Annotated in this window: 14 protein-coding genes; all 14 read right to left on the bottom strand. The window is 43.6% G+C overall.

The features are described 5' to 3' along the window. Positions 1–54: 54 nt before the first annotated feature. A complete protein-coding gene (gene folE, locus GD631_RS08480) occupies positions 55–645 on the bottom strand; it encodes a GTP cyclohydrolase I FolE (RefSeq protein WP_004324710.1) in 591 nt (196 codons plus the stop codon). A 7-nt stretch (positions 646–652) separates the two neighbouring features. After that, positions 653–1096: an SPOR domain-containing protein gene (locus tag GD631_RS08475; protein ID WP_143259038.1), complete on the bottom strand. Its 444-nt coding sequence runs from the start codon at positions 1094–1096 to the stop codon at positions 653–655. A gap of 124 nt (positions 1097–1220) precedes the next feature. Then, positions 1221–1976: a triose-phosphate isomerase gene (gene tpiA / locus GD631_RS08470; RefSeq protein ID WP_004297259.1), complete on the bottom strand. Its 756-nt coding sequence runs from the start codon at positions 1974–1976 to the stop codon at positions 1221–1223. Positions 1977–2094: 118 nt separating this feature from the next. Beyond that, positions 2095–3450, bottom strand: a complete 1356-nt coding sequence (locus tag GD631_RS08465) for a BT_3928 family protein (protein ID WP_143259037.1) — start codon at positions 3448–3450, stop codon at positions 2095–2097. Continuing rightward, complete coding sequence (locus GD631_RS08460; protein ID WP_015532310.1) at positions 3440–3982, bottom strand: DUF1599 domain-containing protein; 543 nt, start codon at positions 3980–3982, stop codon at positions 3440–3442. The genes GD631_RS08465 and GD631_RS08460 overlap by 11 nt, the downstream gene beginning before the upstream one ends. A 123-nt stretch (positions 3983–4105) precedes the next feature. Beyond that, positions 4106–4975 (bottom strand): peptidoglycan DD-metalloendopeptidase family protein, encoded by an 870-nt coding sequence (locus GD631_RS08455; RefSeq protein ID WP_143259036.1) that lies wholly within the window; start codon positions 4973–4975, stop codon positions 4106–4108. A 19-nt stretch (positions 4976–4994) separates the two neighbouring features. Then, positions 4995–5459 (bottom strand): nucleoside-diphosphate kinase, encoded by a 465-nt coding sequence (gene ndk / locus GD631_RS08450; protein ID WP_143259035.1) that lies wholly within the window; start codon positions 5457–5459, stop codon positions 4995–4997. 223 nt (positions 5460–5682) lie between these two features. Beyond that, complete coding sequence (gene recG / locus GD631_RS08445; RefSeq protein WP_143259034.1) at positions 5683–7779, bottom strand: ATP-dependent DNA helicase RecG; 2097 nt, start codon at positions 7777–7779, stop codon at positions 5683–5685. Then, positions 7780–8439 (bottom strand): 2-C-methyl-D-erythritol 4-phosphate cytidylyltransferase, encoded by a 660-nt coding sequence (locus GD631_RS08440; RefSeq protein ID WP_143259033.1) that lies wholly within the window; start codon positions 8437–8439, stop codon positions 7780–7782. A gap of 7 nt (positions 8440–8446) precedes the next feature. Further along, entirely contained in the window at positions 8447–8998 is a 552-nt protein-coding gene (locus GD631_RS08435) for a DJ-1 family glyoxalase III (protein WP_004307840.1), read from the bottom strand. Positions 8999–9025: 27 nt separating this feature from the next. Next, positions 9026–9898 carry a cell envelope integrity TolA family protein gene (locus tag GD631_RS08430; protein WP_143259032.1) on the bottom strand — a complete coding sequence of 291 codons (873 nt, stop codon included), beginning with the start codon at positions 9896–9898 and terminating at the stop codon, positions 9026–9028. Between the two features lie 6 nt (positions 9899–9904). Next, positions 9905–10321: an ExbD/TolR family protein gene (locus tag GD631_RS08425; RefSeq protein ID WP_004305499.1), complete on the bottom strand. Its 417-nt coding sequence runs from the start codon at positions 10319–10321 to the stop codon at positions 9905–9907. Positions 10322–10328: 7 nt separating this feature from the next. Continuing rightward, positions 10329–11045 carry a MotA/TolQ/ExbB proton channel family protein gene (locus tag GD631_RS08420; protein ID WP_143259031.1) on the bottom strand — a complete coding sequence of 239 codons (717 nt, stop codon included), beginning with the start codon at positions 11043–11045 and terminating at the stop codon, positions 10329–10331. Further along, positions 11042–11758: a pyridoxine 5'-phosphate synthase gene (locus GD631_RS08415; RefSeq protein ID WP_004307837.1), complete on the bottom strand. Its 717-nt coding sequence runs from the start codon at positions 11756–11758 to the stop codon at positions 11042–11044. Before GD631_RS08415 ends, GD631_RS08420 begins: the two co-directional genes overlap by 4 nt. Positions 11759–11790: the final 32 nt, after the last annotated feature.

Below are 11790 nucleotides of genomic sequence, written 5' to 3'. Positions count from 1 at the left end.
GAAGCCTACCTTCCCCGGTACCGGAACAAAATAGCGTTTCTTACAAGTTTTTCTCTACAAAGTCCCGTGTTGAATCAGATTCATAAACTCTTCGCGAGTCTTTGCCTGATTAAAAGCCCCAGTAAAGTCTGAAGTAGTAGTAATAGAGTTTTGTTTTTCTACACCACGCATCTGCATACACATGTGTTTGGCTTCCACTACCACCATTACACCCAACGGATTCAGTGTTTCCTGAATACACTCTTTGATTTGCAGCGTCATGCGTTCCTGCACTTGCAGGCGATGAGAGAATATATCGACTACACGGGCTATCTTGCTCAACCCGGTGATATAGCCATTAGGAATATAAGCCACGTGTGCCTTCCCGTAGAACGGCAACATGTGATGTTCACAAAGAGAGAAGAAATCGATATCTTTCACAATCACCATCTGACTGTATTCTTCTTGGAATTTAGCTGAGCGAAGCACTTCATGAGGATCCATGTGATACCCTTTCGTCAAGCTTAACATTGCTTTAGCCACCCGTTCCGGAGTTTTCAGCAACCCTTCCCGTTCGGCATCTTCACCCAACAAAGTTATAATACTACGATAATGACTCTTCAACTCCTCCAGATTCGGAGAAACAATTTCTTCTTTTTCTAACATGATACAATTATAAAGGAATATTGATCTGGTCTCTTACGATAGAAACCTCTTTGAACACACCGGTAGACTTCAACCGACGCATCATTGCGTCCGCCTCTTCAATGCTCCGGAAATCACCTACACGACAAAGCCAACGAGGTGGATTGAACGAAGTATATACCGTTAATTCAGGAAAATACTCTTTAACGCGTGATGCTACATGATAAGCATCATTCTTAGCCTGACGAGTATTGTTACCGGCATACGCCTGTATTCTGAATCCGGAAGTCTTTATTACTTTCCGTTCACCTGTTGCAGGACGTTCCATACCTATCAAAGCCTCAATGCGAGGATCTTGATGGATAGTCACCTTTCCTTGTCCCGGAACGTTACGTTCCAGACTCTTGACGATACTTTGCGCTTGCACAAAGGTAGCTGCCAAGACAAACAATAGGGTAAGTAAAACCTTCATTATAGTTAATAGTTGATGATTGATAAATGGCAATTGGAAAATGATAATTGAGAATGATAAACGATAGTTGATAGCCAAGCTATACTGTATAACAGCTATCAACTATCATTTATTCAACTATCAATTAATTAAAAGCATCAATGATACCTTTGAAATCAGATACTTTCAGAGCAGCACCACCAATCAAACCACCATCAACGTCCGGGTTAGCGAACAGTTCTTTAGCGTTAGAAGGTTTGCAGCTACCACCGTAAAGGATAGAAGTATTGTCTGCGATTTCTTTGCCATACTTGTTGGCTACGATAGAACGGATGAAAGCATGGATTTCCTGTGCTTGTTCAGGAGAAGCAGTTTTACCTGTACCGATAGCCCAAACCGGTTCGTAAGCCAATACAATCTTAGAGAAATCTTCAGCCGACAAAGAGAATACAGATTCCATCTGTGCAGCTACTACTTCGTTTTGCTTGTTAGCTTCGCGTTCTTCCAACACTTCACCGATACAGAAAATCGGAGTCAGACCGTTAGCCAAAGCCAATTTTACTTTTTCTTCAAGGATAGCAACTGTTTCACCGTAGTATGCACGACGTTCAGAGTGTCCCAGAATTACATATTTTGCACCAGTAGAAGCAACCATTTCAGCAGAAACTTCACCAGTATAAGCACCTGATGCTTTGTCTGCACAGTTTTCAGCACCTACACCGATCTTAGCTGCGTCTACCAACGGAGTAACAGAAGCCAGGTGGATAAACGGAGTACAGATGATAACATCACAGTTAGGCTTTTCATTAGCCAATGCTTCATTCAGCTCTTTAGCCAAAGCGATACCCTCTTGAAGGGTTTTGTTCATTTTCCAGTTTCCTGCAACAATGTTCTTTCTCATTTTGTTTTTTATTTTAAAGGGTTAATAAATTTACGATTGGACGATTGACGATTGAACGATTCAGGTTAGTGTTCGTTACAGAGGGTCGCTCGTTATCATTTATTTCTTATTCTTATTCTTATTCTTGTTCTTCTATTCCTTGATTCTTTGTTTCCGGTTCTTTGCTTTTCATCTCTTCTTGTTGCTTCCGCTTCGCGGTTTTCCGTTCTCGGCGGCGAACGACTAAAACATCCACCCCAAGCACTAACAACAACGGAATAACAAACCACAGGAAGACATATCCTACCGTATGAGCGTCACTGCTCACTTCCTGCTTTCCTAGCGGCAGATTCTCCAGTTTGTCCGTCAGTACGTATTCATCCGGTATATCCTCATCGCTCCATTTATTCAGAATTGTTCCGTTCTTAATCAATATCAATCCCGGGTTGGAACGAACCATCGTCTTCAAAGTAATATCATCCATTTGGCAGAAAGGGTATTCGGCTCCTGTCTTGTCCTTCCACAATTCTATCTGTTCCTCCGGTGAAGAAGTGAGGCAATAAAATTTGTAGCCATGCTCCACCGAATAGTCATATATCTCATTAATCAAATCAATGTTGCTATCATCCGCCTCTTCAATGCGATGGGCAACCAACAGGAAAGTATATCCTATATCTGTCAATACATCGTTTGTGATATCTTCCCCCGTATTCAGATCTATCATAGAGAAATCATGAATAGCCGGTTCATACCCTTTTTCCTTAAGGACGGTACGTGTATCGATAAATGTCCAGGTACTATCCGGATAGTTATCCAACGTAAATTCTTTCTTCTCACCGTTCTTCTCCAAGATAAAGATGCTTTCATATACGCTTGGTTTGGCTCCTTCGGGCACTGTCATTCCTTCCAGAATATTCTTTCCGATCTTGTAAGGACGAAAGTCTAAAACAGGCAAACGGTCCAGACAATAGAACGACAAAGTAAACACGAAAAATAGCGTATAGAGAGAAACCAGCCACTCCATCTTCACACTGATAAAACGAATCAGCATCCTTCTGTGACGAAAAGCCATTATTGCCGCAAACAGCAAAATGATGTTCTTTCCAAATGTTTCCCAATTCGTCAACACCCAAGCATCACCAAAACAACCGCAGTCCGAAACCGGATCAAAGATGGCAAGATACAAAGTCAGTGGTGTCATGAAAATCATCAGCATCAAAGCCAATGAGGTAGCCAATGTTCTTCTCGTTGCAAAAAACAAAGAGATACCTATAAAAAACTCAACGGCGGATAAAATGATACCTCCCAATAAAGGGAAAAATGAAGGGAACCAGGAAGCCATTCCGAATGCAGTCAGATAATCCTGTATCTTATACTGGAAACCCAGCGGATCAACTGCCTTTACAAATCCGGAAAAGATGAACGATGCCGCCAAAAGAAAGCGACACGTATTCGCCACCACCTCCTGAATGATATGTAAGTTCTTATCCTTCAAATTCTATCTTAATCAGTCCGAAAACAGAGTAATTAATCATATCCATATAATTGGCATCAATTCCCTCTGACACCAATGTATTGCCGGCCAGGCTCTCAATCTGCTTGGTACGGTAGATCTTCATCAAGATCAAGTCCGTGTAAGAGCTGACACGCATGCTCCGCCAGGCTTCATCATAATCATGGTTCTTGGCAAGCATCAGCTCTAATGCCTCTTTTGCATACTTATCGTATAAAGCCATCGCTTCTTCATTACTGATGTCGGCAGATTCGGCATAACCCAGTTCCAACTGGATAAGCCCGACAATGCCATAATTGACAATCGCAATAAACTCTGCACGGATTCCCTCGTCAATCAGGGTCACTCCTTTGGTTTCAATACTACGAATCCGATTGGCTTTAATAAAAATCTGGTCAGTCACCGAAGCCGGACGCAGGATACGCCATGCAGGACCGTAATCGTGCAGCTTCTTGGAAAATAAGTCACGGCATAAAGCGATGACATGTTCAAATTGTTGTTTGGTATCTTTCATCTTCTTCCAAATAGTGCGCAAAGGTAACAATAATTAAGTAAAAACAGAAAGAGGGCACTCTAAATTATATTAAAGTGCCCTCTTCTAAAGATATTGTATTACTGTTTTATAAGCTATATTGTTTTATGAACAACGCAAAACCTGTCCGATGCGCAAGGTAGTAGTCGGTTTAATACGGTTCAGCTTGCAAAGTGTACTAACTGATACGCCACGCAATTTAGCAATGCGGGACAATGTATCGCCACTCTTCACCTTATGATAACGGATTGCGCCGTCAGCCACTTGAGTATCATGAGAACCTGCACGATTCACGCCTTTTGCTTTGCGGAACGTATAAGTATCGGCAACGATATCTTGTTTCGGGAAGTCGAACATATAAATCGGATTAATTGCAATTCCCAAGAAGCGGGTTTCAAAATGCAGATGCGAACCAGTAGAACGTCCGGTGTTACCACCCAATCCGATTACCTCTCCGGCTTTCACTAATTGGTTTTCTTCAACCAATTGTTTTGATAAATGACCATACACAGTTTCCAATCCATTATCATGACGGATAACGACATATTTTCCATATCCTCTACGCTCATATTTTACGATACGTACTTTACCGTCAAAAGCTGCTACAATAGTATCACCTATGTTCACTTTCAAGTCCAATCCATTATGCATTCTTCTCCAACGAGGACCGAAAGGTGAAGTAATTTTAGTACTTGGAGTTGGCATATGGAAACCTGTCAGGTCGATTGTATACGTTTCGGGGATAATAGCATTTCCGTAAGCATGCACATACTGGTTGTTCCAGTTCGGATAAAGACTTAGGGCGGGATATTCGGACTGTTCGGCACGGATTTGCTTCTGCAATGCCAAAGAGTCTACTGATTTTAATTTTTTGTCTATCGGTGCTTGGCGGGCAATCAGGTCTTGCGAGAAAGAGCTCAGACTGACCATAGCCGCAACAGCGACCAATCCTGTTTTAATAATGCTAAAATTCATTCCTTCTTTGTCAATTCAATTAATATTCGTCGTTTGCATACAGGTAATCGAATGTAGCCTGCTTGTAATCGAATATTTCTCCCGGTTTAAAAAATCTCGTTAATTCAATAGCTGCGGTCTCCGGAGAATCGGAAGTATGAACGATATTCTCTTGAAAGCTCATACTGTAATCCCCACGAATGGTGCCTGGGGCAGCTAAACGTCCATTAGTTGGTCCCGCCAACGTACGGACTGTTTGAATAGCATCCACACCTTCGAAACAACAAACAATGACAGGAGTTGTCATCATCGAATCTTTCACACGCTGAAAGAAAGGTTTGCCGCTAAGGTGGGCATAATGTTCACTTAACAATTCATCAGTCAGTTGCATCATCTTCATGCCAGCCAACCGCAATCCTTTACGTTCAAAGCGATGAGTAATCTCACCAACCAATCCCCGTTGAAGGGTACACGGTTTTAAAATGACCAGCGTTTTTTCAAGCATAATACTCGACTTTGCAAATGGTTAAACAATACATTTACTAAAAAAATTCCTCCAAAGGTAGTATTTTCCTATGAAATGGCAAGAGAGTCATTAACTATTTTTCAGATGCTTAGTACGAGAAGAGGGGGCAATTGAGGCGTTAAACTCCTATAAATAGGGAGAATAGAGGCGAAACATGTTTTGCAACACATTTACGCAAATAAACTGCATGTTTAACCGTTTTTCAACTTATGGCAGCCCAGTTAACATTCGTTTTCCGCAAGGCTTTAAGCTGTCTCCACAAGATTTCATTCTCGGGATTCTGTGCCGCAGGGTCTTGTTCCACAATACTTTCAGCTATGGCACGAACGTATTGCAACAGTTGCCCGTCGCGAACAATATCCGCAATCTTCAAATCGAAAGCGATACCGCTTTGCTGTGTACCTTCAAGATCACCGGGACCACGCAATTTCAAATCAGCCTCCGCTATTTCGAAACCATCATTGGTGCGCACCATGATTTCCAATCGTTTCCGGGTGTCCTCCGTCAATTTATAATTCGTCACCAGAATACAATAAGACTGTTCCGCCCCACGTCCTACCCGACCACGCAACTGATGTAACTGCGAAAGCCCGAAACGTTCTGCATTTTCAATAATCATCACCGAAGCATTCGGAACGTTTACTCCGACTTCAATGACGGTAGTAGCAACCATGATCTGCGCTTTACCCGAAGCAAAAAGCTGCATTTGCTCATCCTTCTCGGCCGGTTTCATTTTGCCATGCACTTTACAAACCGTGCATTTCGGAAACTCTTCCAGAATATGTTGATATCCCTCTTCAAGATTCTTCAGATCAATCTTTTCGCTCTCTTTAATCAGGGGATAGACAATATAGACCTGACGCCCTTCTTCGATTTGTTTGTGCACCGAACGGTACATACTTTCCCGGCGGTTATCAAATTGATGGATGGTAGTAATCGGTTTTCTTCCGGGTGGGAGTTCGTCAATAATAGACACATCCAAATCACCATACAATGTCATTGCCAAAGTGCGTGGGATCGGGGTAGCAGTCATCACGAGTACATGTGGAGGTTGAACATTCTTACTCCAAAGGCGGGCGCGTTGTGCCACACCAAAGCGATGCTGTTCGTCGATAACAACGAAACCTAAAGAAGAGAAATTGACAGTATCTTCAATAACAGCATGCGTTCCTATTAATATCTTCACATCTCCGGTCAGCAATCCGGTCAGAATCGCTTCCCGCCTTTTGCCTTTAATAGAACCCGTCAGCAGTTCGACACGGATATCCATGCCAAAGAGCAGTTCTTTGATCGTTTCATAATGCTGGTTCGCCAAGATTTCAGTGGGCGCCATCATGCAAGCCTGGTAACCATTATCCAACGCCAATAGCATGCTCATCAGGGCAACCAGTGTTTTCCCACTTCCTACATCTCCCTGCAAAAGGCGGTTCATCTGCCTGCCACTGCCGACATCGTTCCGTATCTCCTTCAATACCCGTTTCTGTGCACCTGTCAGTTGAAAAGGAAGATTCTTTGCATAAAATGTATTGAATACATCTCCCACTTTTTCAAAGATGTATCCACGATATCTTTTTTGTCTGTCTTTGGCGTAGCGGAGGATATTCAGTTGAACATAAAACAGCTCTTCGAACTTAAGGCGATATTGCGCTCTGCGAAGTACATCGGGATTGGTCGGGAAGTGGATATTCCGGAGAGCTTCCGTCAAAGGCATCAGATGATGTTCCGCCAACAATTTGGAAGAAAGTGTTTCAGGCAGAGGATCCTGTATTTGCTGAATCACTGTTGCCATCATCTTCTCAATCGTATGAGAGTTGAGGAAACTGCGCTTCATCTTCTCCGTTGTATTATAATAAGGTTGCAATCCCACCGAAGAAAGTTTCAAATCTTCCGGCTTGTCTATATCGGGATGCGCCACATTGATACGTCCGTTGAAAACTGTCGGTTTACCGAAGATGATATATTCCTCGTGTAGTTTATACTTACCTAAGATATACTTAATGCCTTGAAACCACACCAAATCCACGACTCCTGTACCATCCGAAAAATGAGCCGTCAAACGACGTTGACGTCCTTCGCCAATGGTTTCGAAACCGAGAATTTCTCCTTTCAACTGGATATACGGCATATTGCCATCTATTTCGTGAATGTAATAGATGCGGCTCCGGTCAATATATTTATAAGGGAAATAATAAATTAAATCGTGCAAGGAGTAGATTTCCAACTCCTTATTTAATACAGCGGCTTTTTGAGGACCTACACCGGAGATAAATTTTATGTCGCGTGTGGCTAAATCAAACATTTATAAAAGAGCACTCCCTACTTTTAAATCGAAAGGGGTCGTTATTTTTATATTTTCACGGTTACCTTCTGCCAGATACACAGGCATTCCCATTGCTTCGACAACGGAAGCGTCATCTGTAAAGAAAGGAGTAAATTCTTGCGCATAGGCTTGTTTCAACAACTCTACATCGAATACCTGCGGAGTTTGCACCAGCTTGTAATCATTCCGGCTGACCGTTTCACTACCGGCATCTGTCAGATGACGAAGTGTCTCTACCACATCCACCACAGGAATCACCGCTTTCTGCACGTTTGCCAAGTCATAACAACGGCGAATCACCTCTACCGACACAAACGGACGTACACCATCATGTACTCCTACGAGCCCCGGCCCTTGCACCAGTGTCAGACCATTCTTTACAGAATGGAAACGTGTTTCACCTCCATCGGCAAGGGTATGTTCCACCGCAAAGCTGTGTTTTTGACAAAGTTGCTTCCAAAAGTCCTGCTGTTCCCGCGGAAGCACTACTATGATTCGGAGTGTTTCGTCATATCTCCTGAATACTTCCAGGGTATGCATCAATACAGGTTTATCACCCATGGGAAGGAATTGTTTCGGGAGGTCACTTCCCATTCGCAAGCCCTTTCCACCGGCAACAATGATTACATATTTCTTCATGGGCGGTTTAGCGTTTAACGCACATCGCTTCTACCAGTTCGTCCACTTTTTCTTTACCTACCAACAGGTCAACGATTGTCAAAGCAAATTCCATGGCAGCACCCGGTCCCATACCGGTAATGATGTTTCCATCACGTACAACGTGTTCATTTACACATTCTGCACCATCCAGATATTGTTCAAAACTCGGATAACAGGTAGCCTTTTTTCCTTTCAGCAGTCCCAGCTTACCCAACACCATCGGAGCAGCACAAATGGCAGCAATAGGTTTACCTTTTGCGGCAAAATCAAGGATCAATTTACGTAACCCTTCGTGCTTGTCAAGTGTGGCAGCTCCCGGCATTCCTCCCGGCAACAACAATAGTTCAGCATCGAAGAAATCGCAATTCTCGAAGTTGATATCGCAAAGGACGGATACGTCATGTGCCCCCACTACAATTTCATCCGGCGTAACGGATACGATTTCTACATTAAGTCCGGCACGTCTCAACGTGTCAATAGCAGTAAAGGCTTCAATTTCTTCAAAACCATCTGCAAAAAAAGCGTATACAGTTCCCATAATGCTTAATATATTTGGTTAATGATACTATCTCAAGTTAAAATAATAGGTAATTGTCCCTGTCTGGTTATTCACCCCATCTATCGTATTAAAACGGGCTTTTTTCGCTGCGTCCTCCGCTGCCTTACGCAAAGAGGAATTTACCGTATTCGTTTGAGGGTTAATGCTGGTCGATATCACTTGCCCTGCAGGATTCACGGTGATATTCACCACTACACGTCCTTCTTCCTGCACATTATATGCAGGCTTCGGCAAACTGCCCGTACCTAAAGAACGTCCGCCAAGATCAAATGTTCCATAACCTCCGGTTCCGGTCTTCGCTCCGGTAGAAGAGTTACCCTCCTTGCTACCTTCGGTTCCCGTGCCACTGGCTGCTGTTCCTTTATTTCCTGTCATTTGCGCTCCCTTTCCAAACGCACCGGACACTCTCTTTTTGGCAGCTTCTTCGGCAGCCTTACGTTCACGCTCCGCTTTTTCTTCTGCCAGTCGTTTCGCCTCCGCGGCTTTTTCCGCTTCCGTTTTTTCGGGCTTCTTCACCGGTTCTTTCGGCTTGACTACCTCTTTAGGTTTCACCGTTTCTTTTTTCGGCTCTTCCGTCTTAGGTTTCAGAGTTACTGTTTCCTCTTCGGTCTGCGTCAATAAATCCTGTTCCGAAGGAAGTTCCGGTACTGTTTCCGCAGGTGCTGCCGCATCTTCATCCATGATATCCACGTCTACCAGAGAGGGATCATCGAAACCACTTGCTGCGTCTACATTTCCCATCATCACAGGCACTCCGCCTGCATCTTCATCCGGTTGGGGGACAGTAAAGCTCACCAGAATCAAAAGAGCAATCACTGCCACATGCACCAACAGTGCACCCAGCGCTCCTATGTATTCACCCTTTTTTCTTCTGTCCATTGTTCCTTATTTGTTTTCAGGCGGGCGTGTAGCCAACACCATCTTAAAATGATTCTCGTTTGCAATGTTCAATACCCTTACGATCTCACGGTAAGGTACCGATTCATCCGCATACAATGCCACGTACATTTCCGGTTCCTTCTCCGCGCAACTTTGCAAGAATGAAGTCAGATCATTCAGTGCCACCGGCTGCTCTTTTTCATTGCCGAAAGCGGCATAAAAATTCAAGTCTTTATCGATAACCACTCTTGTCAGCGGTTTGGCCGAAGTCTGCTGCTTACCTTGCGGCAACAAGACTTTGATAGCATTAGGCGACACTACCGTAGAGGTTATCATAAAGAATATCAGCAACAGGAAGATGACGTCCGTCATGGAAGCCATGCTAAAATTGGGCGATACTCTATTTCTTCTTTTTAATCCCATCAGCCTATTATTTTGCCGGCTCGTTCAACAAGTCCATAAACTCCATTGTACGAGACTCCATTTTATTTACCACACGGTCTACCAGCATCACCAAATAATTGTAGGCAAACATAGCAATGATACCGACAATCAGACCACCGACCGTAGTAATCATAGCTTCATAGATACCACCGGAAAGCAAAGTGATATCAATGTTTCCGCTTCCGGCATTCGCCATTTCGTAGAATGCACGTACCATACCGGTCACCGTACCGAGGAATCCGAGCATCGGAGCACCTCCGGAAATAGTTGCCATTACAGTCAATCCTTTTTCCAGTTTCGCAACCTCAATATTACCTACATTTTCAATAGCTACCTGTACATCGTTAATAGGACGTCCTAAACGGCTGATACCTTTTTCTATCATACGTGCCGAAGGAGTGTTTATCGTACGGCAATAGTTTATAGCCGCTTTGATCTCACCACTATGGATATAGTCCTTAATCCGCTCCATAAACATCGGATCTTCCTTTCCCGCCTTGCGAATCATATAGTTACGTTCAAACAGGATATAGAAACAGATCACTGACAATACACCCAGCACAATCATAATCCATCCACCCTTGATAGCCATATCAAGCATGTTCATTTCAGGAGCGTTCACCTCCGTCAATACGGGGTTGGCAGTAGCCAGCGAGTCGGCCATATTCATAGCCCCTTGGGCTAACAAGATCATTGCATTCATGAGCGTAGACAGTTTTTATATTCCTGAATGGTACGTTCGAGTCCCAGATACAACGCATCGCTAATCAACGCATGTCCGATGGAGACTTCATCCACCCAAGGAATGTTTTTATAGAAATAATTTAAATTAACCAGACTCAAGTCGTGTCCGGCGTTCAATCCGATACCCAGTTTACGGGCAGTCTTCGCGGCTTCGATAAAAGGAGCGATGGCAGCTTCCGGATTCTTCGGATAATTCGTTGCATAAGGTTCAGTATACAGTTCAACGCGATCCGCCCCTGCTTTTGCTGCATATTCCACCATTTCAGGATCGGCTGCCACAAAAACGGAAGTACGAATACCGGCACTGTTAAACTGATCGAGAACTTCAGTCAGGAATTCCAGATTTGCTTTGGTGTCCCAACCAGAATTGGAAGTAATCTGTGAAGGATCGTCGGGGACCAAAGTTACCTGATGAGGTTTAACTTTCAACACCAGGTCAATAAATTCCGGAGCGGGATAACCTTCGATATTAAATTCCGTACGCAACAAAGGCCGCAAATCATATACATCTGAACGACGAATGTGGCGTTCATCGGGACGAGGATGAACAGTAATACCGTCTGCACCAAAAGATTCACAATCAAGCGCCACCTTTACTACATCGGGGACATTTCCTCCGCGAGCATTCCTGAGCGTAGCAATCTTGTTTATGTTTACACTTAATTTAGTCATAGTTCTACGTTATATTTGCCGCAAAAATACAA

It is taken from the genome of Bacteroides luhongzhouii (assembly GCF_009193295.2).
Lineage (GTDB): Bacteria > Bacteroidota > Bacteroidia > Bacteroidales > Bacteroidaceae > Bacteroides > Bacteroides luhongzhouii.
The sequence above is the reverse complement of the archived record's forward strand: the minus strand, read 5'-3'. Positions and strand labels throughout refer to the sequence as shown.

Coding starts and splice junctions, on each gene's coding strand:
- GD631_RS08435 (WP_004307840.1), bottom strand. CDS start 8,998: ATGGGAACTGTATACGCTTTTTTTGCAGATGGTTTTGAAGAAATTGAA.
- tpiA (WP_004297259.1), bottom strand. CDS start 1,976: ATGAGAAAGAACATTGTTGCAGGAAACTGGAAAATGAACAAAACCCTT.
- folE (WP_004324710.1), bottom strand. CDS start 645: ATGTTAGAAAAAGAAGAAATTGTTTCTCCGAATCTGGAGGAGTTGAAG.
- GD631_RS08455 (WP_143259036.1), bottom strand. CDS start 4,975: ATGAATTTTAGCATTATTAAAACAGGATTGGTCGCTGTTGCGGCTATG.
- GD631_RS08420 (WP_143259031.1), bottom strand. CDS start 11,045: ATGAATGCAATGATCTTGTTAGCCCAAGGGGCTATGAATATGGCCGAC.
- GD631_RS08430 (WP_143259032.1), bottom strand. CDS start 9,898: ATGGACAGAAGAAAAAAGGGTGAATACATAGGAGCGCTGGGTGCACTG.
- recG (WP_143259034.1), bottom strand. CDS start 7,779: ATGTTTGATTTAGCCACACGCGACATAAAATTTATCTCCGGTGTAGGT.
- GD631_RS08475 (WP_143259038.1), bottom strand. CDS start 1,096: ATGAAGGTTTTACTTACCCTATTGTTTGTCTTGGCAGCTACCTTTGTG.
- ndk (WP_143259035.1), bottom strand. CDS start 5,459: ATGCTTGAAAAAACGCTGGTCATTTTAAAACCGTGTACCCTTCAACGG.
- GD631_RS08415 (WP_004307837.1), bottom strand. CDS start 11,758: ATGACTAAATTAAGTGTAAACATAAACAAGATTGCTACGCTCAGGAAT.
- GD631_RS08440 (WP_143259033.1), bottom strand. CDS start 8,439: ATGAAGAAATATGTAATCATTGTTGCCGGTGGAAAGGGCTTGCGAATG.
- GD631_RS08425 (WP_004305499.1), bottom strand. CDS start 10,321: ATGGGATTAAAAAGAAGAAATAGAGTATCGCCCAATTTTAGCATGGCT.
- GD631_RS08460 (WP_015532310.1), bottom strand. CDS start 3,982: ATGAAAGATACCAAACAACAATTTGAACATGTCATCGCTTTATGCCGT.